Genomic DNA, 23,277 nt, shown 5'->3' on the forward strand with positions numbered 1-23,277 from the left:
CTACACCCTTTTATTTTTTAATTGTTTAGAATTCAAAGATAGTAAACATGTGATATGAAAATTTAGTCTACCTCGTCAGCGGTAAAACTAAACTTGGCTGCAATATCAGCAGCTACTGAATTTAAGTCTTCCACGGTTGCACCCCAAAAACCATTAGTTGGGTTATTGTAGATAGTATCTAAATAACCTTCCACTTCTGCTCTAGTGAAATAGAAGCTATTGTTTGTGCCAGGCTCCAATAAGAACTGTAAACTATAAATGAAACCATAAGCTTCTGACAAATCATGCAGCCTTGTTCCTGGACTTGACATCGTATCTTGACCTGCTTTTAAGTAATGGATAGCTCTTACCGCTACTACCATGGCTACTTTTTCCCTGATAATATCAGCTTGAGCATCACGCTCATTATAATCTTTATTTAAGATTGCTGTTCTACCTGCTTTAAAAGCATCGAATATAGCTTGGGCGGTACCGTCAAAGTTGGCCTCAACATTATCAACATATTTGTAAAGGAATTCATCATCACCTGAACTGAAGGTGCTAGGGTCACCTCCATCCAATAAGGCAGCTACAGGGTTGGCTCCATCAGCGGCCAGTCCAAAAAAGTAACCGTACGCCTCGTCCCAATCGTGCTCCAAATCGGTATATGTTTTACCATCGACCAAAGTACCAGCATCATTCGCTGCTTCGAATTGCTCCAGGTTGGCAGGTAAGGTATAGTTGCCCACAATTTGATCAGCAACAAAAGCACCGGTCAAACCTTTAATGAAGGCTTGGTCATATTCCAACCCTCGAGCATTTACATAGCGTGTTGAACTTCCATCAGGCAATTGCCCCGCAACACCCTCGGAAGCCACATTGTTCCAAGCTGGAAATACCTCGTTAACTTGCGCAGAAATAAAACCTTCAAAATCAGCAACCACCGTGGTAGATGCTATTGCAGGAACAAAATTCTTGAAAAAAAAGGAACCTGCTGTTTTATTACGTACTTGTTTATCAGAGGCATTTAAGTCTGCATCGCTGAAATTATCAGTACCTTCTTGGTGATCATAGGCTGCCAAAATATCGGCCTCGGTAGCTGTATTGTCCCTTAGTTTTCCTAAGATTTCCTTTGCCATTTTAAGACGGGTGGTTTGTCCGCTGAAACTAACGGTTGTTTCACCATTCCTCTCAAAGACGTAGGTGTCCGGAATTTCAACTCCGGTAGTACAAGGTGCACATGAAGTACCGCCACAATCAACACCAGTCTCATCGCCATTTTGAATGTTATCCGAACAGGTAGCCACCATATCGGGCATATCATTGTCATCATCTGAGCAAGCAACAAAAAAGCAGCCTATTATTACTGCTGCAATGAAAAGTTTAAGAATTCTCATACCTTTTTAAAATTTTGTTAAAATGAGAGGCAAAAGTAGAGGGAAGATTTCGAAGAAACAAGCATTATTTAAATTAATTCTAAATAAAAATAAGGCTTAACATTCCAAATATTTAGAACTGTTTTAAGAAGGTAATCTTACTTCCATCATAGTTATTCGGAAAAAGAATATTCGTTTGTTTTTTGCATGCTTATAATTTCAAGGACAGAAAACCGTCACTCAAAAAGAACTTTGTCGACAACAGCAATTATCTTTGGCAATCCAGTTATTTTCAACTTACGTTATTCCCGTAACCTATTACATTTATCTTCATATAATATTAGTCTAGTTGATTTAATAGCTTCGATAAAAAGAAACACAAATGTTGTACCCAAACAAAAAAGCCGAGATTTTTATATCTCGGCTTTCCCTTTAAGTACTCGAGGTGGGAATCGAACCCACACTCCCGAAAGAACTGGATTTTGAATCCAGCGCGTCTACCAGTTCCGCCACTCGAGCATTTCCGTTAAACGGATTGCAAAGCTAAAAAAATATTTCATTTCAAAAACTAAAATTCATAGAATTATCCTTTACCAAGCCAGATTAATTTTTAAATTTGCACCTCGCAAAAAATAACCTATCTAAAAGCCTAGGAGAGAATGCCGTACCAAGTTCCAGAACCCAAAATATTTGCCTGTACCCAAAGTACGGCCCTTGGTGAAAAAATAGCCAAGGCATATGGGGCCACCTTGGGCAAAATCCATTTTTCCAGATACAGTGATGGGGAGTTTCAACCTTCGTTTGAAGAATCCATCCGTGGTGCCAGAATCTTTATTATTGGATCCACCAACCCAAGCTCTGAGAATTTAATGGAGATGTTACTAATGTTGGACGCAGCCAAGCGCGCATCCGCAAGGCACATTACCGCGGTAATGCCTTATTTTGGCTGGGCAAGGCAAGATAGGAAGGATAAGCCAAGGGTTCCCATTGCGGCCAAGTTAATTGCCAAGATGTTAGAGACTGCCGGTGCCACTAGAATTATTACCATGGATTTGCATGCAGATCAAATTCAGGGCTTTTTTGAAAAGCCTGTAGATCATCTGTTTGCCTCCACCTTGTTCTTACCTTATTTAAAGGAATTGAACCTAAAGAACCTGTGCATTGCATCGCCAGATATGGGCGGCTCCAAAAGGGCATATGCCTATTCTAGAAGATTAATGTCCGATGTGGTCATCTGTTACAAACAGCGTGCTAAGGCAAATGTGATTTCGCATATGGAACTTATTGGCGAAGTGACCGGAAAGAACGTAGTCTTGGTGGATGATATGGTGGACACCGCCGGAACGCTCACAAAAGCCGCAGATTTGATGATGGAGCGCGGAGCGGAAAGTGTTAGGGCAATCACCACGCACGGATTGCTGTCTGGCAATGCTTATGAAAAAATTGAAAAATCCCAATTGAAGGAATTGATCATAACGGATTCTATTCCCATAGAGGTAAAGAGTGATAAAGTGAAGGTATTGAGCTGTGCCAACCTTTTTGCAGACGTAATGCATAGGGTACACCATAATACCTCCATATCGTCCAAGTTTTTAATGTAACGGCCCAAGGTTTGCAATCAGTTAACAAAAAGGAAAAGGAACGGCCAAAAAAGGAATAATTAATTTTTAATCTATATAATGAAGTCAATTACAATCAAAGGATCTAAAAGAGAAAGCGTGGGCAAGGTAGCTACCAAGGCCTTACGTAATGCTGGAAAGGTTCCTTGCGTACTGTACGGAGGGGATAATGCAATGCACTTTTCAGCTGATGAACTCGCGTTCAAACACTTAGTGTATACTCCCAACGCCTACACTGCGGTAATTGAGTTGGAAAACGGCGATACGTTTGATGCCGTTTTACAGGACATCCAATTTCACCCGGTAACGGATAGAATCCTTCATGTCGATTTTTACCAGTTGTTTGAGGACAAAGCGGTAACCATGAACATTCCCGTAAGATTGGAGGGGAATTCGCCAGGGGTAAGAAATGGTGGGCGTTTGCTCTTTAGAAAACGTAAACTAACGATTAAGGCATTGCCAAAATTGTTGCCGGATTTTATCACCATTGATATTTCAAAACTAAAAATTGGGGGTACCATTACCGTGGAGACCTTGCTAAATGATGATTATACCATCATGCATCCAGAAAGCACTGCAGTTGTTCAGGTAAAAGCCTCTAGAAATGCCGTCCTTGATGACGAGGAAGAAGGTGAAGAAGGAGAAGATGGCGCAGCAGAAGGTGCTGAAGCCCCAGCTTCCGAAGCTGCTGAATAAAGCATGCCCCGTCTAAGGGTGCGGAGCATCCAGAATCTATATGATTCTGGATGCTTTTGTATTTTTGCCAAAATCCATTGTACATGCCCTCTTGGTTTTCTAAGCTTTGGTCTGGCCCAAAAACGATTATAGAAGAAACTGATTCCATGAAAAAATTTCTAGTGGTAGGCTTGGGCAATATTGGCCCCAAATATGAGAATACCAGGCATAACATAGGTTTTAAAATTCTTGACAAGTTGGGCGTGGAAGAGGAGCTTACGTTTACAGATGCCAAGCTGGGTGCCATAACTACCTTTACCTATAAGGGGAAGACCGCCCTTTGCCTAAAACCGGCTACCTTTATGAATCTTAGTGGTAAGGCCGTTAGGTATTGGAAGGAAAAGGAAAATATTCCGTTGCAAAATATTTTGGTGATAACAGATGATATCAATCTCCCTTTTGGGACCATTAGGATAAAGGCAAAAGGGAGTGATGGTGGGCACAACGGATTAAAAGACGTCCAACATATGCTACAGACCACCAAATACCACAGGTTTAGATTTGGGGTTGGTGCGGATTTTGGTCAGGGACGTCAGGTAGATTATGTGCTTGGAGAATGGAACCAAGCGGAAAACAAGGCCCTTCCGGAACGCCTACAACAAGCAACGGCTGCCATAAGGTCATTCATGTTTGCTGGGCCAGCAAACACCATGAATCAATTTAACGGGACTTAAAGCACCTTAAAATCAAATACTCCGGAATCTGAGGTGTTGCCCTTTGCATCTAGGCTGATTATTTTCCAAAAATAAACCGTTCCGGGATTTACGTCTACCATAAATTCTTCCTCGTTTGATGCAAGGGTGGCTACCGTTACCGTAGGCGGATTGGTTTCCCCAAAATACAGCCGATACTCCGTAATATCATCTTCTACGTCTGCCCCCTGCCATCTTAACATGACGGTGTTCTCCGCACTTGCTTGGAGGGTGGTTCCTGACTCTGGGCTTAGTATTCTGGCAGGAAAAGGGGCGTAGGAAGTCTGGGCCCCGGCGTTGTAAAAAAGCCATACATCACTCGTTATAATCTCTTCTGTTTCCTCGTTTTGTGTCCTTACGGACCATGAAAAGGGAGTACCTTTTTCAATTTCCAGTGCTATGGCGGTTTGGGCGGTACTTATTTCCTGCGGAATATTGGTCACGAGGTTTAAGACGTTGAGCGTATAAATGTCCGTGTTGGCCGCAGCTTCCCACTCAAAGGTCACCCTGCTTTTGTTTTGGCCTACCTCCACACCAGTGGTACATTCAGAATTCTCTATCGGAAAAAGGAGATTGGCTTTGGAGGGCCCGGGCGGGGGGCCATCATCTTTGCCGCAGGAAAGCAGCACCAATAGACTCATTAAAAGTGCCAATTTTTTCATTGCTTCAACATTTTTAAGGTTTGGCCTTGGGCGTTGGTACCCAACTTCACAACATAAGTTCCGGAGGTCAAAAAGCTTGCATCCAGCCTTATTTCCCGGTTGGCCACAGGCAACCATTTCCTAAACAATAAGCTGCCGTCCATGGCAAAAATAGCCAGCTGAACCTTATCCTTTTGGGTATTGGTAAAAATGGAAAAACTATCGTTTACAGGATTTGGGTACAATACGGCGGTTTCTGTAACAAAAAAGACTTCTTCATAACTGCCTTGGCATTCCAATGGGGTGGTTACCCGTACTAGCTGGCTCCCCTGTCCTAGGGTTAACGTAATGTTGTTTTTGGTGGTCTGGGTTATCACACCGTTAATTTCAATGGTATAAAAAGAGGCCCCGTTAAGTTCCAGTTCCAATTCGTTGGTCTCCGTTAAAAGGGTGCTAAGCACACTTAGGCTTTCCGGTTCTGTAATATTGACCTCAAAACAACTTTCCCTAAATAAGACCGTGCCGTTCCCACCAGTGATGCATAGGCTATACGCTCCAGCGGCGAGCCTGTTAAAACTGGCCGCCTCGTTAAAGGGCATACTCACGTTGGTGTCCGGGCCTGTAAGGATGGCCGTGTAGTCTATAGAGGTGTCCATGGCACTGATGGTTATTTGGCCATCATCACTGGTTCTGCAACTTTCGCTTTGGATTTCCAAGTTAAAATTGTTAGTGGGAAAAAGGTTGAGGGCGCAGCCCGATGTATCTACCAGACTACCCTTGGGAGTTCCCAGACATAAATCGTCCCCATCATCAAAAACCCCATCTTCGTCCTCATCCGGTCTAAATACGCCCTCCACGCAAAACTCCAGTGAAAAAGACTTTAACTCACCTCCGTCCGATGCCAAGGTGTCTTCAATGCTCAGTATCCATTCCCCAATTATGGATTCCCCGTTGAACGATTCTAAGCTACCCAAGGGTTGTACGGTGCCGCTTATGGCAGGATTACCGCTGCAGGCAAATGGGTCGCCATCAGCATCAAAAACGGCATTTAGATTATTGGCAGAACCACAATTATTGGAAAGTAAGGTAACTACTGTACCAGAGGGGGATGTTAGCCGTATAATAAGGTCTTCCAGAAAGGTATGGTCTATTTCCAGACTAACATTAACGTCCGATAGTCTTAAATCCTCAACAAAGAACAAACTTGTAGAGATGGTACTAGGCACATCTGCCGGAATGCCGATGGATAAGGATCCGCTGCCATCAAATAACTTACAATTGATGTCCGCCGTGCTAAATGCAAAGGCTTCTGTAAATACGCCTGCTCCACAGTCATTTTTGGGCCTAACCCTCCAAAAATACGATGTGGAAGGAAGCAAATTTTCACTGGTAAACCTATTCCCGCTGACGGAGGCCGTGGTAACGATATCCGTAAACGTGTTGTCCGTGGCAATTTCAATATCATAGCCAGATGCGTTGATGTCCGGCACCCATTGAAATGATGGGTTTACCGCTGTGCCCGTGGCACCGTTTTCGGGAAACCGCAGCATCAAAGGGTCAAAACTTGTCCCAAAAATATGCAGGGTTATGGGCAGGGTTACGGTTTGGCCAGCCGCCGATGCCGTGAGGCTTATGGGGTATTCGCCAACCTCTAAAGTACTGGTATTGGTAAAGCTAATATTGATAGCGGTGCCCGATGTATTGGTAGCACTGGGATCAAAGGCTATACCAAGTCCAGCAGGGGCATCGGCAGCAAAAGTCACCGTCTCCGAAAAGGAAGCTAAGGTGTCATAAGTGGCCAAGAGCGCCGCATCATCACCTTGGCATACGGATAGCGAAACGTCTTCCAAAGCAAGGGAAAATGCTTGTTCCCCAATGGTGAAATTGGTGCTGTTCACCGCATAAAAAATAGTGTTATCGGCCTTGACCATGATACGGGCTTGGGCAGTAGCTATATTGGGCAGTTGTACTTTGGCCATCCCTGTATTGGGTACGTTGTCCGCTAATGTTGTCGTAAAGGTCTGGCCACCGTCTACAGAAAGCAGAATGCTTACCGTTGCAGTGTTTATGGGAGGTTGGTCCGTATTGGCAACGTCCCAAAGGATTTCTTCAACGCTTCCCCCGGAAAGGGTCATTGGGCTATTTTGCGATAGCACTACAAAAGGGCCTGCGGTATTGTTGACCCGGACGCGCAAACTGTCCGAGGCCACTTGGCCACCGCCAATGGCATTGTCGCGAACGGTCAGGGCAAAGTTTAAATCGCGTCTTACATTGGAAACCGTTTCCCATGCACTGCTTTCCGGAGGGTTGGTCTGGGTAAGTTCCCCGGCAATCACTCTAGATAGGCTTGGAAAATACCTCAAGGAGTCCGTGGAGGGTGGCAAGGACCTAAAGTTGGCCCCAGCAGGATTTTGGGGTCCAAACGTATTGGTGACCACCACACCATCATCAATTTGCTCCCAAGCATAGGTAAGTACATCGGCAGGGTCCGAGTCTGTGGCGGATCCTGAAAGCACAAATGCCGTTCCCACGGGAATGGTATAATCTAAAGCAGCTGTTATCTCGGGAGGGTTATTGGTCAAGGGTTCCGAAACGCCACAAGAAACGGTGCCTAAGTAGTCGGTAATCTGAACGATGCTGACATGATGAAAATAATCATCACCCACTGGGGCTACGTTGTTGTCCCTGACGATACCCGCATAGCCCATGATGGTGGTGCCACTCGCGGGTTCTACCTGTACCCCGGTTCCCTCTGACTCAAAAGACCAGGTATGGTTAGCACCAAACTGATGCCCCAGCTCATGTGCCACAAAATCCAGGTCAAAACGGTCTCCTTCTGGTTGCAGTGCGGACGCAAACGCACTTCCTTTACGGTTGTCAATACACACGGAGCCTATAAAACCTGCATTGCCATTGTCATTGTCTACATTAAATAAATGTCCCACATCATAATTTTCTTCGCCAATAATGGTGCTTAACGTGTTCTGTACCTGCGAATTCAGATTCCCGGTGTAGGGGTCCGTATCGGCATCGGTGAAAATGATCTGGTCGTTGTTGGGAACCAGTTCCAAGGTCACCGCAACATCGGTTTCAAAAACTTGGTTTATTCTGGTTAAACTGGCATTAATGGCGGCGAGGGCATCTGCCACTGTACCCCCATGGTAAGCCGTATAGCTTCCGCTGGCACTAATGGCAATCCTAAATTTTCTGAGATTTTGGTCGGTGACCAGCAAATTACCCGGAGCTGCTGGTGGTGCCAAGGTTTTTCCTTCTTCGGTGTGGCATTCAAAGCCCTTGCCAGTGGAACGTTCACTTCCTTTGTGCAGGCTGTAAATCGCAGCGCTGCCCTTTTCTTTGTCTATAAAAGCGCGTTTAGCCTGTAGATGGTCTACCAGCATTGCCTGTAAACCTTTATGGGACCAACTAAAGCGTACTGTTTTGGTCTTATTATGGTTCCATCCCACAAAAGATGTGATCTGCGGGTATTTGGCTGCCAACCGTGGATGGAAAACAGAACGCTCCTTAACATAAAATGTTTCAAAACCACCATGGGCCAATGGAAACTGCAAAGTACCTTCCTTTCCCGCTTTGGTTTGGGCCAAGGCTTTGGCAAAAAGGACCTCATTCAGTTCCAAATAAATGGAGCTATCGGATGGGTTGCCAGAGGTTTGCCTAGCACTATTGGATTTAGGCAACCAATACCCCTGTTGAGACCAAGCCGAAAACCCACTAAAAAGTATGGTTATTGATAAAACAAAATGTAATTTAGCTTTCATCGAACGTGGGGCGTCATATGGGCAAAAATAAGCCTTTTTTATTCTTTTAGTAGTTTGAAAACATTCAACGGAATCTCAAAATTTAAGTCGGCCGAGCCAACCATCATTACCATTGGTACCTTTGATGGCGTCCATATTGGACATCGCACTATTTTACAACGTCTCATAAACAATGCCAAAACCAAAGGGCTTAAATCTGCCGTGCTTACTTTTTTCCCGCATCCTAGAATGGTGCTACAGAAAGATACGGATATCAAGCTTTTGAACACCCTAGTGGAAAAAAAGGAATCCATGGAAGCGCTGGGCTTGGATTACCTTATTGTGCATCCGTTCACCAAGGAATTCTCCAGGTTATCTGCCTTAGAGTTTGTGCGGGACCTTTTGGTAGATCAATTACGGGTTAAAAAGGTGATCATAGGATACGATCATAGATTTGGCCGTAATAGAAACGCAAACATCAAAGACCTCATTGGCTTTGGACATACTTTTGGTTTTGAGGTGGAGGAAATACCCGCCCAAGAAATAGATGATGTGTCCGTGAGTTCCACTAAAATAAGAAGGGCGTTGTTATCAGGGGACGTACACACGGCAAATGGGTACTTGGGATATCATTATATGGTCAGTGGAACGGTAAGGAAGGGTAAAGGCTTAGGCCATCAGATGGGGTTTCCAACGGCAAATTTAGCAGTGGCAGAAGCCTATAAGTTAGTCCCGGAAAATGGGGTCTACGCGGTACACGCCTTTTTGCAGGGGACAAAAGTACATGGGATGATGAATATTGGCTATAACCCCACCGTAAACGGCACGGAAAAGAGTATTGAAGTGCATTTCTTTGATTTTGAGGGCGATTTATACGGCCAAAGCATTGAGGTGCGCTTCTTGAAAAAAATTCGTGATGAGAAAAAATTTGCCTCCGTGGTATTGCTTAAAGAACAACTACAAAGAGACCGGGAAACCTGCTTGGGGCTAATCACCTAACTCATGCAACATTTTTTGTTCAAAAGAATAGATAATGCGCAGCTCATCATCTTTAGGGTATGTTATGGTCTGCTTGTTTGTATGGAATGTTTTGGGGCCATAGCAACCGGTTGGGTGCATCGGGTATTTATCGCTCCTAAATTCACCTTTACTTTTATTGGCTTTGATTGGTTGCAGCCCTTACCGGGAAATGGAATGTACTTTTACTTTGCCTTAATGGGGATTTTGGGCATATTCATTACGGTGGGATATCGTTATCGTTTAGCTGCATTTGGCTTTGCTTTTATGTGGACCGGGGTGTACCTCATGCAAAAAACGGCATACAACAATCATTATTATCTGCTCATGCTCTTGGCGTTTATCATGGCCTTCTTTCCCGCAAACAGGAACTTGTCCTTGGACGCCAAGTTAAACCCTGCCATTAAGACGGATTTGATGCCAAACTATATTCGCTGGATCATTATTTTACAACTGTTCATTGTCTATACCTACGCTGCTGTGGCCAAATTATATGGGGACTGGTTTGATCTCACGGTGATAGAGGTTTTAATGCAGGGCAAAAAAGAATTGCCAGTACTAGGGGAGGTATTGCAGCAAAGATGGACACATTGGATCATTGCCGGATTTGGAATTGTTTTTGACCTGCTGGTGGTACCTGCCTTGCTTTGGAAACCTACTAGAAAAATTGCCTTTCTCCTAGGCATCTTCTTTCATCTCTTTAATAGCATAGTTTTCCAAATTGGGATTTTTCCTTACCTGTCGTTGGCCTTCTGCTTGTTCTTTTTTGAGCCACAGACCCTTAGGAAACTATTCTTTAGAGGAAAGGGGGTTAAGGTTCCAGAGGCAATTTGGGTTCCTGCACATAGCAATTTATTGTTGGTGGTTTTGGGAGTATATTTTACGGTTCAGCTAGTGCTGCCCCTGCGTCATTTGGCAATTAAAGGAGACGTACTTTGGACGGAAGAAGGGCACCGCTTAAGCTGGCGCATGATGCTACGTAGCCGGCAGGGTTTGGCAGAATTTACTGTTGTTGATAAGGCTACCCAAGAGAAACATCAGGTAGACCTTGGTCAGTATCTAAGTAAAAAACAGCAACGTAAGGTAGGTTGTTATCCAGATTATATTTGGCAATTTGCCCAACACCTTAAAAAAGAGTACCAAGCCAAAGGAAAGGACGTTGGTGTATATGTATCTGCCAAGGTAAAGGTAAACAAGGGTCCGTGGGGGGCATTTATAGACCCAAGGGTAGACTTGACGGCTGTACCCTGGCAACACTTTACGCACCACGAATGGATTTTGCCACAAGAAAACCAATAAAACCACCTGGCTTAGCGCGCAAAAAATTAAATTTGCCCAGCAAATAAACAGCTATGTTACAATTACAGGTCTTACGTGAGCAGAAAGAAGCTATTATCAAGGCACTTGGGAAAAGGAATTTGGATGCCAAACCACTTTTGGAGGCTATCATCGACTTAGATGAAAAGCGAAGGGCAACACAAACAGAACTGGACAATACGTTGGCAGAGGCTAATAAGATTTCCAAGGAAATTGGGAACCTGTTTAAGGCAGGAAAAGCATCCGATGCCAATGCGCTCAAAACCAAAAGTGCCGGTCTAAAAGAGACGGGCAAAACTTTGGGCGAAGCCCTGAACCGAATCGCCGCCGAATTGGACGAGCTACTCTACCAAGTACCCAATATTCCGCATGAGTCCGTCCCAAAGGGAAATTCTGATGAGGATAACGAAGAGATATACAGTGAGGGGGAAATTCCTAAACTAGTGGAAAACGCCATGCCACACTGGGAGCTGGCCAAACGGTTTGATATTATAGATTTTGAACTTGGCGTAAAGATTACCGGTGCCGGGTTTCCCGTCTACAAAGGCAAAGGTGCACGGCTACAACGCGCGCTGATCTCATATTTTTTGGATAAAAATACGGCAGCCGGATACACAGAAATGCAAGTGCCCCATTTGGTGAATGATGCATCGGGTTACGGGACGGGACAATTGCCGGATAAGGAAGGCCAGATGTACCACGTACAAGCAGATGAGCTATACCTTATTCCCACGGCGGAAGTTCCCGTGACCAACCTATTTAGGGATGAAATCGTTAAAAATGAGGATTTTCCCATAAAATATACCGCCTATACCCCTTGTTTTAGGCGTGAGGCAGGGAGTTATGGCGCCCACGTACGCGGATTAAACCGTTTGCACCAGTTTGATAAAGTAGAGATTGTGCGGGTGGAGCATCCAGACCGCTCATATGAAGCCTTGGAGGCTATGGTAGCGCATGTAAAGGAAGTTTTAAGGGAATTAAAATTACCGTTTAGAATACTTAGGCTTTGTGGTGGGGATTTGGGCTTTACGGCAGCCCTGACCTATGATTTTGAGGTTTTTTCCACCGCTCAGAACAGATGGCTGGAGGTGAGTTCCGTATCCAATTTTGAAACCTATCAGGCCAATCGCTTAAAATTGCGTTTTAAAGATGGGAACGGTAAAAATCAATTAGCACATACCTTAAATGGCAGTGCGTTGGCCCTGCCGCGTATTTTAGCGGGCATTTTAGAAAACTACCAAACAAAGAATGGCATACAGATACCGGAGGTTTTAGTGCCATACTGTGGGTTTGATAGCATAGGGTAAACTTTTTCAGAAGGACTTAACAACTTAGGTTTTAATTCTGCCTTATCTTTAACCTATGCGATTGGTCCTACTTCTTATCAGCGGCTTTTTTCTTTCCTTGACAGCATTTGCCCAGGATGATTTCTTGGCCAAACAATATTTTGACGATGGGGAGTTTACAAAGGCCGTGGGCTTCTATGAGAAACTTGTGGAAAGAAATCCCAGAAGAACGGACTATGCAGAAGGATTGATCGGCTGCTACCAACAGCTGGAACGCTACGGGGATGCAGAAGCCTTTCTGCTCAAAAAAATTGAGGACAAGTACGCATTTCCCATATTTTATGTGGAATTGGGCTACAACTATAAGCTCCAAAACCAGGAAGAGGAGGCGCAACGCTATTTTCAACAGGCCGTGGCCAAAATAGAGGAGAACCCTAATTTTGGTTATGGGATAGGTAACCGCTTCCAAAAGTACGCCCTGTTGAGTGAGGCCATTGCGGCTTACACCAAGGCCATGGAGCTAAATCCGGACCTTAACTACAACTATCAGCTTGCAAGGATTTATGGGGAACAGGGCAATATAGCGCAAATGTACCAGGCGTACCTCCAGCTCATCTATGAGGGCAAAGCCTCAAGGAATAATGTGCTTAGAAATATAGACGACTTTATATCAGAGGACCCAAGCAACCCAAACAATGGTATCCTAAAACGCGCCCTATTGCAAAATGCCCAGAAGAACCCAGATGTGGTCTGGAATGAACTCTTGAGTTGGTTGTTTGTAAAACAAAAACAGTTTAAAAGCGCATTTTTGCAAGAAAAAGCCATTTATAAAAGAAACGAGGCCAGCTCCTTAGACCGGTTAAACACGCTCGGGAATTTGGCCAATGAAAACAACGACGTGACCACGGCAGCGGAAATCTTTGGATTCATTGAGGAAAATGCGGTGGATGAGGTAACTAAGCTAAATGCTCAGCTTAATCTTATTGATATCCAACTGTTGCAAACAGATGGGAAAACTTTGGATGCGGTACAAAAACGTTTTGACAGGTTAATGGCCAATTATGGATATCAAAACAGGACATTGCAACTCCAGATTGCCTATTCAAATTTTCTTGCCTTTAAGCGCAATGAAGCGGAGCCGGCAATAGCCATGCTCAAAAAAAGTCTGGAACAGCCTCTGGGCAAGTATGGTCAGGCCTATATTAAATTGGCCCTAGGAGATATTTTGGTGTTTGATCAACGTTTTAATGAGGCCCTAATCTATTTTTCCCAAATCCAGAAAAGTCTAAAGAATGACGTGCTTGGGCAAGAAGCAAGGTTCAAGGTGGCCCAGACCAGCTTTTATAAGGGGGATTTTGATTGGGCACTTACCCAATTAAAGGTCCTAAGGGCGTCTACCTCACAACTCATTGCCAATGATGCCATGCAGCTGAGCCTATTGATTTCCGATAACTCCCTTGAAGATTCTACCCAAACCGCCCTAAAAAAATATGCTAGGGCAGATTTATTGGCCTATCAGAACAAAACGGGTGAAGCCATTTTGGCCTTGGAAGACATCTTACAAAACCACAAGGGCGAAAAAATAGAGGATGAGGCCTTGTTAAAGCAAGCAGCGCTCCATGTATCACAAAACAACTACGAGGCAGCTAAATTTAACTATCAAAAAATAATTGAATTTTTTAGTTCGGATATTTTGGCCGATGACGCCCATTTTGCATTGGCAGAACTGTTGGAGCAACAATTTAACGAGCCGGAAAAAGCCAAAAAACTGTATGAAAAGATTATTTATAACTACCAAGACAGCTATTATTTTCCGCAGGCAAGAAAAAATTTCAGGCGTTTACGAGGTGATTTAGTGAATTAAGTTTAATATTGAAACCAAGGTTCCCTCAACAAACTGTAAAGTACAATTTCTGATATAGATGATTATATACAATGTTACCATCAATATTGACGGGCAAGTACATGACAATTGGCTAGATTGGATGAAAAACGAGCATATCCCGGAAATGTTGGCCACTAAAAAATTCACGGAAGCCAAGATGTGCAAAGTTCTGGTAGAGGAAGAAATGGGAGGGCATACCTATTCCGTGCAGTACCGTGCCAAGGACAAGGCCACCTTGGAAGCATATTACAAGGAAGACGCGGAACTCATGAGGGCAAAGGGGCATAAGCGTTTTGCAAATTCCTTTGTGGCTTTTAGAACAGAATTGGAAATTATAAGCGAGCAATAAGTGAGGACAACACAGAAAATATTTTCATACGGCTCTCTTCGGGAAAAAGAGGTGCAACTAGCAATTTTAAAACGAAAACTCAAAGGGAGGTCAGATTCGCTAATTGGCTACGTTAAGCACGAAAAAGTGTTTATGGATAAATATCCTACCATTGAGTTTACCGGCAAGGAGACAGATAAGGTTAAGGGTATTTTATATGAGGTCTCCAATTTGGACCTTCACCATATTGATCTTTACGAGTCGCTGGCCTATGCTAGAAAACAAGTGGTATTGGTCTCAGGGGCCAATGCTTGGGTTTATATTCCCAATCTGGGTTAAAAGATACATGGCATATGGGCTCTAAATCAAGAAAGTATAGCTCAAAAGGCCCAAGGCCAGAGGTGCGTAAAAGCCCTCCCGCCAATGGTAAGGTAAGGGCCAAAAAACACTTGGGCCAACACTTTTTAAAAGATGAGGCAATCGCCCAAAAGATTGCTGGAACCTTATCGTTAAAAGGATATGGACGGGTAATTGAGATAGGTCCGGGAACTGGGGTGCTTACCAAATACCTGTTGCTACGGGGTGCAGACCTTATCGCTATGGATATTGATGCGGAATCCATTGTTTACCTCAATCATACATTTCCTTTGGAACATCCCAAAGTACTGGAAAAGGGAGGTACGCTTACAGTCTTGGAGGCAGACTTTTTATCCCACGATTTGGGGCAGCTTTTTGGGGATGCCCCATTTGCGATAACGGGAAATTTCCCCTACAATATTTCTACACAAATTGTCTTTAAAATGCTGGAATGGCGAGAACAGATACCAGAATTTTCTGGTATGTTCCAGAAAGAAGTTGCCCAACGTATTTGTGAAAGGGAAGGGAGTAAGTCCTACGGTATCCTTTCCGTATTGGTACAGGCTTTTTATGAGGCGGAATATTTGTTTACCGTACACCCACAGGTTTTTGATCCACCACCAAAAGTACAGTCTGGGGTGTTGCGCCTAACCCGTAAACCCAATTATCAATTGGATTGCGATGAAAAATTACTCTTTAGGGTGGTAAAAGCCGCGTTTAACCAGCGCAGAAAGACCCTTAGAAATAGCCTTAAAGTCTTTAATCTTTCCCATAATCTAAGAGAAGACACTATATTTGATTCACGCCCGGAACAAATAGGGGTGGCAGATTTTATAGCCCTGACGAAGAAGATTGCAGATGACGCCCTTTAAACTTACAGACCAACTTGTCGCAGACATTCAATCACTGATAGCACATCAGGAAGATGGGCAACTCCGCACCATGTTAAAGGAGTTCCATTACGCAGATGTTGCGGAAATCGTTAATGAGTTGGACACGGAAGAGGCCACCTACCTCATTAAATTACTGGATAGCGAAAAAACCTCGGATATTTTAACCGAGTTGGATGAGGACGTTCGTGAGGAAATCCTAAACAACCTATCACCAAAGGAAATTGCCGGGGAAATAGGGGAGTTGGACACGGATGATGCCGCAGATATTATCGGGGAGCTTCCAAAGGAAATCATCAAAGAGGTGATTTCCGAGATTGAGGATAAGGACCACGCCAAGGATATTGTAGATTTATTGCGCTATGATGAGGATTCCGCAGGAGGTTTAATGGCAAAAGAGTTGGTCAAGGTCAATGAAAACTGGACTGTCACCAAATGCGTGCGCCAAATGCGTATCCAAGCGGAAAACGTTACTAGGGTGCATAGTATCTACGTAGTGGATGATGAGGAGAAACTTAAAGGAAGATTGTCTTTAAAGGACTTGCTTACCGTATCCACGGAAACCCATATTAGTGAAATCTATATTCCAAAAGTAGATTATGTTAATGTAAATGAAAAGCCGGAAGAAGTGGCCAAGATCATGTCTAAATATGATTTGGAGGCCATTCCCGTAGTGGATGAGATCAATAGGTTGGTAGGCCGCATCACCATTGATGATATTGTAGATGTTATCCGGGAAGAGGCGGACAAGGACTACCAAATGGCCGCTGGTATTTCACAGGATGTGGAGGCGGATGATAGTATTTGGGAACTTACCAGGGCTAGACTACCTTGGCTAATTTTGGGCCTTTTTGGTGGCGGTGCCGCCGCCATGATCATGGGCGGTTTTGAAGAAATGTTCAGTAAATACACCGTACTATTCTTATTTACCCCCTTAATTGCCGCAATGGCCGGTAATGTTGGGGTGCAATCCAGTGCCATTATCGTGCAAGGGTTGGCCAATGATGATATTAAAGGCAGTGTAGGAAGTAGGTTGATCAAGGAAATGTTACTGGCATTATTAAACGGCATCATTTTGGCCGCATTGCTATTACTGTTCACATGGGTCTGGAAAGGGAGCTTTAATACGGCACTGGCCATTTCTGTCTCCCTCATTGCCGTAATCGTGGTAGCAGGGTTTATAGGGACCTTTACACCCTTGTTCCTACATAAAAGGGGAATAGATCCAGCCATTGCCACCGGACCATTTATAACCACAAGTAATGATATTTTTGGTATTCTTATTTATTTCTGGATCGCCAAATTAATTTTAGGGATTTAGGGCATTACCATAACCTTGTTATGGTCGGGCTTTACGCGCTACACGGTAGCTTGCTCCAATCCCTAATGCAAAACAAACCGTATGAAAGCCATCAATTTAAAGCAAAAACACCAACTGTTCAGTAAACAGTGGCATCCGCACCAAATAGCCACTGTGGACAATATGCATGTTATTTTGGCAAAAATCCAAGGGGACTTTGTATGGCATGCCCACGAGCAGGAAGATGAACTGTTCCAGGTATTAAAGGGTACGCTTTACATGAAATTTAGGGATCGGACAGAAGTAGTGCAAGAGGGTGAGATTATTGTGGTGCCAAAAGGGGTGGAGCATTGCCCATCCACAAAAAATGGAGAGGAGGTGCATTTGTTGCTGTTTGAGAAGTTGAGCACCGCCCACACCGGAACGGTGGTACATGAGATGACCCAAACCCATTATCCAAAGATTTAGGACAACCCATGGCGATTTTTAAAATTTTGTCAAATTTTAAAAAGCAAATGATCGTGTTTTAGGCACTAAAATGTATACCTGCCTTTTGGCAGACAGTCCTAGAATTAATATTTAAGCGTAAAAGAAAGTTCTCAATACCGTTGTACGTTCTTAAAAATTACATGAATTGAAATTTTGTAGTTAACCTAGCTCAAAAATGGACAACGGGTAAATGTATAAGCCCTACACCATTTTGTAACAACTAGAATGTACTATGCTCCAAAGTATCAATATAAATTATTTTCCTTCCCTTGCCTCTTGGGCTTGCCCACAGGTTATTCTTAAAACTAAGGAAGACATGGGGCGCAGTGAAAACGGGAAAGCATATAAAAATAAATAGTAGGGACCAAAGAATTTAAAACAGTTAAATGCGAAGTGCCTAAGGTGCAAAGCCTAAAGCATACATCGTAAATTATAAACTAAAAAAATACCTATGAAAATCCTTCACCTAGATGCCAACCATCCGTTACTGATGCAAGAATTTGCCAAGTTAGGCTTTATCAACCATGAAGACTACCAATCTTCCAAGGAAGAGGTTGAGGCCAAAATAGCGGACTATGAGGGTATCATTATCAGAAGCCGTTTCACTATTGACCGTGATTTTTTGGACAAGGCCATCAACCTTAAATTTATAGGTCGCGTTGGGGCAGGATTGGAAAATATAGACGTACGGTATGCCCAAGAAAATGGTGTTTTTTTAGCCGCTGCACCAGAGGGTAATAGAAATGCGGTGGGTGAGCACACCCTTGGCATGTTGTTAAGTTTGTTCAATAAGCTCAACAAAGGGCATCAGGAAATTCGTAAAGGAATATGGGACCGTGAAGGCAATAGGGGAGAGGAACTGGATGGGAAAACGGTGGGGATTATAGGTTACGGCAATATGGGCAAGGCTTTTGCAAAAAAATTACGTGGTTTTGATGTAGAGGTCATTTGTTATGACATCCTTGGGGGTGTTGGTGATGACAATGCCAGACAGGTAGGTATTTTGGAACTTCAACAAAAATCCGATGTCATTAGTCTACACGTACCCCAGACCCAAATGACCATAGGAATGGTGAATACTGAGTTTATCCATGCATTCCAAAAACCATTTTGGTTGCTAAATACCGCTAGGGGAAAATGCGTGGTCACCAAAGATTTGGTTGGCGCCCTAAAATCTGAAAAAATACTGGGAGCGGGTTTGGATGTCCTGGAATATGAGAAAAAATCATTTGATTTTGGAGACTTCTTTAGCCACAAACCCAAACCTTTTAAATACCTTAGAAAAGCCAAGAATGTTATTCTATGTCCACATGTGGCCGGCTGGACCAAGGAAAGCCATCAAAAATTGGCACAGACCATTGTGGACAAGGTAAAAGCGAAGTTTTGCTAGAGTATGGTTAGTTGCTACGACCACAACACATGGTGATGGCTGTAAACCTTATGGGCTGGAAAAATTATGAACATCCCCAAGAACGGAGGTCCGCACCGCTCCATAAAGGGTAACACTAATTAGAAACCCTGTGGGGAATCATACTCATGTTACCTTATTCTTCTACCTTAACGCATCTTTTTGCTAGGAACTACCCTAAAACAACGTAGGATATGGTCAAAAGCTAAATACCATTAAAAAAGAAGCTATACCGTATCTATTGCAGGTTGTATTATTTCAAGAAAATAACTGCCCAAGCATAGGTTTGTTCCCGTGCTGTCCCGTGAAGGATAAGGTCGTCCACTTTCCGGCCTGGGTCCAATAAAAAAAACCGAGGCTGTTGGGCCTCGGTTCATACTTAATGTCAAAATGGTACTAATTGGATAAGGTGGTTTCCCCCTCATTTGGGTTATATAGATATCTAAAGGTATAGAACCTAAAATCATTGTTTGCTATTTCAGGGGTTACCTCCGTTGGTGCATCTTTGTAATAACTAAGGATTTCCATTTTTGCAAATTTGCCATCATGGGTTCTTACTACCAATATCCTACCAGGGATTGGCGTGACTAAATTTAGACCACGATTATAATTATACCATCCATTATCGCTTCCAGTAGGTATTGCATAGGTATTGGGTGCATCTTGTGCAAAGGATAGACCTGCCGAACTGGTAATGCTTTCAAATGTTTCATTAACAATGGTTGCCCCACCATTTCCATTTCGATCTGGTTCATCATTCGTTCCTGTTGGTTCACCTCCATTTACAATAATAATAAGGCCTCTAAAGGCGATATCCCATTCGGTGTCACTATCCGTAACAGCTCCTGTGGCAAAGCTAAACTTAGTAAATTCACCTGATATTTCTCCTTGTCCAAAACCACCTACCTGGGGTGCTGGGATATTACTTGCGATACTGCTTTCGACAGCCTCTAGTTCGGGTTCGTCTTCATTGTCGCTACATGCAATAAATGTAAATAGCACGCTTAACAGTCCAAATAATTTAATTGTAGTTCTCATACTTGACTTAATAATAGTTATAATTAAAATTGAAAATTGATTCTAGCAAAAAATAAGCGCCCGGGGTTAATGAGCAGTTCTTGATCCATCCCGGCCAAGGGATTGTTCCCCGTAAAGTTCAAGAGATTATTGGCGCCCAATTGAACTTCATAATGTTTAAAAAAGGTCTTGCCAAAAGAAAGGTTGACCAAGGCAAAACCGTCTACAAAGGCGTTGTCCAAGGTGTCTATAATATCGTTTCCATTTCTGTCCGTAAGGCCAAACCTACTTCTATAGACCACCCGTAGGTTGGCATTGGCGTCCCAAGCGGGTATTTCATAAAAGGTTTTAAAATTAAGGGTGTGCCTAGAGCGGTTTTCCAGCCCAAAATAATCATCACTGGTTAAGCGTACCGTTTGTAAGGTCTCATTATTTCTGGCAAAGACCTCTCCGTTTGCAATGGCTTCTTCTTTTTGTTTGTCAAAAGCATATAGTAATTGATAGCCCGCGGATATGCGTAGGTTTTCCAGTACCCTATACTTAAAGTCAACCTCCATGCCCTGGGTGTAGACACTTTCCCTATTAATGTAGCCAAACACATTTTGGCCATTGGTGCGGGAGGCAAGAATTCTGGTATCTATTAGGTTTTGAAAATCATTTCTAAAAAAATTGACATCAGAGGAAAACTTCCCTTTTTTGTAGGTAACCCCTAAATTGTATCCTATGGAACTCTCAGCGTCCAAAGGGTCTCCCAATTGGTCCTGGGCCACCACTAGGTTGGCTATCTCGCCATTGTCCAATAACCGTTGCATGGCCGCTGATTCCACTTCTTTGCCAAAAACGGCGTACCCGCCCCCAGCGGCGTTGGTAAAGTCAAGGAACAATTGCCTAAAATCAGGCGCTTTAAATCCATTTCCCACAGAACCACGAATGGCAAAATTACTGGTTATATCGTACCGTGCAGATAATTTGGGGCTCAACTGGGAATTATATACGCTGTGGTTATCAAACCTTGCCCCTAGAATCAGGTTAAGTTTTTCTGTAGGTTTAAAATCGTACTGGGCAAAAACATATTGCGAATCAAAGCTGACCCGTTCCGCAAAAAGAGATCGGTCTAAATTCTCAAAGTTGTAGCCTGCCCCCAAGGTTAGCGTGCCCGTACCGGAAAAGTTGTGGTTGAATCTGAGCTCTGGCCTTATTAAGGTCTGGTCAAAATCATTGTCCAATAAAATCTCGTTATTAATAGGGTCTAAGGTCTGCTCATTGGTCTGGTAATTGGTATAGTAGAGCTCGTATTCCAACTTGGATGTATCGGACAACTTGTGGTCAATGCGCAGATGGGCGTTGCTGTCCTGTTCTTCACTGGTGCCACTGGGCACATCAAATTCTTGGGTAAAGAACCTAGCAGAGCCAAAAAAGCGCCATTGTTCCGATACGTCCAAAAACACCCTTCCATTAAAGGTATAGTTAAAAAAGGGGTTTACGGTTTGTCCTTCTTGGGTAGGGGCCAGATCAAAACCGTCGGTACTCAGGCGGTCTGCAAATAGGCTGTATCCAATTTTTCCTTTTCGCTGGCTTATGCTTACCGTAGTGTTTTGGTTATTAAAAGTTTCTGAACGATGCCCTACCTGGCCGCTGATATCCTCTGTTTTTGGTTTTTCCGTGATGATGTTGATGACCCCTCCTAGCGCCTCGGAGCCAAAGAGACTGGAAGAGGGACCTTTGACGATTTCTATTTGCTTGATATTGCCTATGGCAAAGCGACTAAGGTCTAAATTACCGGCACTCCTACCTACAACGGGAACCCCATCAATCAAAACCAGAACATAGTCCGATGCAATGCCTTGTATCTGCACACCCTCACCTCCACCAATGGTGGCATCAGGGGTCATGACAATGCCCGTCTGTTCATTTAATATATCATCCAAACGGGTAACCCCGCTGCGTTGCAATTGCTTTTTAGGAATTAAGGTAACAGGCAGGGGAAGGGAGGACAGCTGTCTTACGGTCCGGGTTGCAGTCACTACCACTTCATCCAGATTTTCCGTTAAGATGGAATCTTTTGGCTTTTTGGTCTGCCCTATCAAAGGGGCCATACCTAAGAAAAAAAGTAAAAAATAATAACAAATATTATTTTTATTTAGATTCATTCTTGTTTAAATTTGTCGCAAATATATGTTTATTTTAATTCAATCTAAATAAGCTTTAAAAATAATACTGTTAAAAACGGTCATTCACTAATACCAACAACAATGAAAGAAAAAATTTTAGTTACAGCTTTAGCCATAGCGTTCACGGGTGCTTTACACGCCCAAAGTAAGAAAGACCAAGACCGTGAGGCAATTAAAGAAATGTGCGGTTGTTTTGAGGTCACCTTTAACTTTGCTGAGACCTTTAGTTATAGTCAGGATTCCCTTTACAAACCTTCAAAGAATAAGGTGGATACGGCCTTGGAATGGGCCCAATTGGTCACGGACGCGGAAGATGAGGTGGTCATACAGCACATCTTGCAAGTAGGGAACCCCGCCAAACCTGCCATTGTAAAGCATTGGAGGCAAGATTGGTTATTTGAAAATACAGATCTGTACCTGTATAACGGGGACAACAATTGGACGTTCCACAAAAAAGATGCTGATGAAGTGGCCGGTCAATGGACCCAAAAAGTCTATCAGGTAGATGATAGTCCCAGGTATGAGGGTACCGCTAGCTGGGTGCATGTAGACGGTAAAAGTTATTGGGAGAATACTGCACCTGCCCCTTTGCCCAGACGTGAATACACTACCCGTGCAGATTATAACCTTACCATGCGTGGCAACCGCCACGAAATCACGCCAGAAGGCTGGGTGCACGATCAAGACAATGATAAGATAGTCCGCAAGGCTGGGGCGGATGATTTGCTGCTGGCCAAGGAAAAAGGCTACAATACCTATGTAAAAGTGCCAGATGCACGTTGTAAGGCCGCTGCAGATTGGTGGGTTGCCAATCAAGACAAATGGGCTGATGTCCGTGCCACTTGGGACGATGTTTTTTCAAGGGACATGGACTTAACATTAAAGGAAAAGGTGGATAACAAAGTATTGTACAAGCATTTGTTTGATGATGCCGTAGTGGGTAAGAAAGCTATATCCAATGTCATAGAATCTTTTGTGGCCAAAACAGAAAACACGGGGGTTAAAACCAAATAGT

General features: G+C 43.5%; 19 protein-coding genes and 1 tRNA gene. 14 read left to right on the forward strand and 6 right to left on the reverse strand.

What is annotated here, in order from left to right; genetic code table 11:
• Positions 1 to 62: 62 nt before the first annotated feature.
• Together I595_RS08920 and I595_RS08925 are read right to left on the reverse strand one after the other, a co-directional pair.
• A complete protein-coding gene (locus I595_RS08920; RefSeq protein ID WP_054559062.1) occupies positions 63 to 1,376 on the reverse strand; it encodes a DUF4856 domain-containing protein in 1,314 nt (437 codons plus the stop codon).
• Positions 1,377 to 1,792: 416 nt separating this feature from the next.
• Positions 1,793 to 1,874: transfer RNA gene (locus I595_RS08925), tRNA-Leu, on the reverse strand.
• Between the two features lie 140 nt (positions 1,875 to 2,014).
• Here I595_RS08925 and I595_RS08930 point away from each other — a divergent pair.
• From I595_RS08930 to pth, 3 genes are all read left to right on the forward strand, one after another.
• Positions 2,015 to 2,956: a ribose-phosphate pyrophosphokinase gene (locus I595_RS08930; protein WP_054559063.1), complete on the forward strand. Its 942-nt coding sequence runs from the start codon at positions 2,015 to 2,017 to the stop codon at positions 2,954 to 2,956.
• Between the two features lie 78 nt (positions 2,957 to 3,034).
• A complete protein-coding gene (locus I595_RS08935) occupies positions 3,035 to 3,670 on the forward strand; it encodes a 50S ribosomal protein L25/general stress protein Ctc (RefSeq protein WP_054559064.1) in 636 nt (211 codons plus the stop codon).
• An 83-nt stretch (positions 3,671 to 3,753) separates the two neighbouring features.
• Positions 3,754 to 4,383, forward strand: a complete 630-nt coding sequence (gene pth / locus I595_RS08940) for an aminoacyl-tRNA hydrolase (protein WP_054559065.1) — start codon at positions 3,754 to 3,756, stop codon at positions 4,381 to 4,383.
• Here the strand turns inward: pth and I595_RS08945 are convergent.
• Positions 4,380 to 5,063, reverse strand: a complete 684-nt coding sequence (locus tag I595_RS08945; RefSeq protein WP_054559066.1) for a fibronectin type III domain-containing protein — start codon at positions 5,061 to 5,063, stop codon at positions 4,380 to 4,382. The genes pth and I595_RS08945 overlap by 4 nt on opposite strands.
• Positions 5,060 to 8,818: a reprolysin-like metallopeptidase gene (locus I595_RS08950; protein ID WP_054559067.1), complete on the reverse strand. Its 3,759-nt coding sequence runs from the start codon at positions 8,816 to 8,818 to the stop codon at positions 5,060 to 5,062. Before I595_RS08950 ends, I595_RS08945 begins: the two co-directional genes overlap by 4 nt.
• A 54-nt stretch (positions 8,819 to 8,872) precedes the next feature.
• Between I595_RS08950 and I595_RS08955 the strand changes: the two genes are divergently transcribed.
• From I595_RS08955 to I595_RS09000, 10 genes are all read left to right on the forward strand, one after another.
• Positions 8,873 to 9,796, forward strand: coding sequence for a bifunctional riboflavin kinase/FAD synthetase (locus tag I595_RS08955; RefSeq protein WP_054559068.1), 924 nt, complete (start codon positions 8,873 to 8,875; stop codon positions 9,794 to 9,796).
• A gap of 3 nt (positions 9,797 to 9,799) precedes the next feature.
• On the forward strand, positions 9,800 to 11,113 hold the full coding sequence (locus I595_RS08960) for an HTTM domain-containing protein (RefSeq protein WP_054559069.1): 1,314 nt from the start codon (positions 9,800 to 9,802) through the stop codon (positions 11,111 to 11,113).
• Between the two features lie 53 nt (positions 11,114 to 11,166).
• Positions 11,167 to 12,438, forward strand: coding sequence for a serine--tRNA ligase (serS, locus tag I595_RS08965; protein ID WP_054559070.1), 1,272 nt, complete (start codon positions 11,167 to 11,169; stop codon positions 12,436 to 12,438).
• A gap of 55 nt (positions 12,439 to 12,493) precedes the next feature.
• On the forward strand, positions 12,494 to 14,281 hold the full coding sequence (locus tag I595_RS08970) for a tetratricopeptide repeat protein (RefSeq protein ID WP_054559071.1): 1,788 nt from the start codon (positions 12,494 to 12,496) through the stop codon (positions 14,279 to 14,281).
• A gap of 58 nt (positions 14,282 to 14,339) precedes the next feature.
• On the forward strand, positions 14,340 to 14,651 hold the full coding sequence (locus tag I595_RS08975) for a DUF4286 family protein (RefSeq protein ID WP_054559072.1): 312 nt from the start codon (positions 14,340 to 14,342) through the stop codon (positions 14,649 to 14,651).
• Positions 14,652 to 14,969: a gamma-glutamylcyclotransferase family protein gene (locus I595_RS08980; RefSeq protein ID WP_054559073.1), complete on the forward strand. Its 318-nt coding sequence runs from the start codon at positions 14,652 to 14,654 to the stop codon at positions 14,967 to 14,969. It abuts the gene before it with no gap.
• A 14-nt stretch (positions 14,970 to 14,983) separates the two neighbouring features.
• A complete protein-coding gene (rsmA, locus tag I595_RS08985; RefSeq protein ID WP_054559074.1) occupies positions 14,984 to 15,859 on the forward strand; it encodes a 16S rRNA (adenine(1518)-N(6)/adenine(1519)-N(6))-dimethyltransferase RsmA in 876 nt (291 codons plus the stop codon).
• The gene (mgtE, locus tag I595_RS08990; RefSeq protein WP_054559075.1) at positions 15,846 to 17,198 is read left to right on the forward strand and encodes a magnesium transporter; all 1,353 of its coding nucleotides are present in this window, start codon (positions 15,846 to 15,848) and stop codon (positions 17,196 to 17,198) included. The genes rsmA and mgtE overlap by 14 nt, the downstream gene beginning before the upstream one ends.
• A gap of 81 nt (positions 17,199 to 17,279) precedes the next feature.
• Positions 17,280 to 17,645, forward strand: a complete 366-nt coding sequence (locus I595_RS08995) for a cupin domain-containing protein (RefSeq protein WP_054559076.1) — start codon at positions 17,280 to 17,282, stop codon at positions 17,643 to 17,645.
• Between the two features lie 472 nt (positions 17,646 to 18,117).
• Entirely contained in the window at positions 18,118 to 19,056 is a 939-nt protein-coding gene (locus I595_RS09000; RefSeq protein WP_054559077.1) for a 2-hydroxyacid dehydrogenase, read from the forward strand.
• Positions 19,057 to 19,470: 414 nt separating this feature from the next.
• Here the strand turns inward: I595_RS09000 and I595_RS09005 are convergent, their stop codons facing one another.
• Together I595_RS09005 and I595_RS09010 are read right to left on the reverse strand one after the other, a co-directional pair.
• Positions 19,471 to 20,112, reverse strand: a complete 642-nt coding sequence (locus I595_RS09005) for an HmuY family protein (RefSeq protein WP_054559078.1) — start codon at positions 20,110 to 20,112, stop codon at positions 19,471 to 19,473.
• A gap of 23 nt (positions 20,113 to 20,135) precedes the next feature.
• A complete protein-coding gene (locus I595_RS09010; RefSeq protein ID WP_054559079.1) occupies positions 20,136 to 22,241 on the reverse strand; it encodes a TonB-dependent receptor plug domain-containing protein in 2,106 nt (701 codons plus the stop codon).
• A 102-nt stretch (positions 22,242 to 22,343) separates the two neighbouring features.
• Here I595_RS09010 and I595_RS09015 point away from each other — a divergent pair, with 102 nt between their 5' ends.
• The gene (locus I595_RS09015) at positions 22,344 to 23,276 is read left to right on the forward strand and encodes a DUF6607 family protein (RefSeq protein WP_054559080.1); all 933 of its coding nucleotides are present in this window, start codon (positions 22,344 to 22,346) and stop codon (positions 23,274 to 23,276) included.
• The last annotated feature ends 1 nt before the right edge of the window (position 23,277 follow it).

This window comes from Croceitalea dokdonensis DOKDO 023, from assembly GCF_001306415.1.
In the GTDB taxonomy this organism is placed as follows: Bacteria; Bacteroidota; Bacteroidia; order Flavobacteriales; family Flavobacteriaceae; genus Croceitalea; species Croceitalea dokdonensis.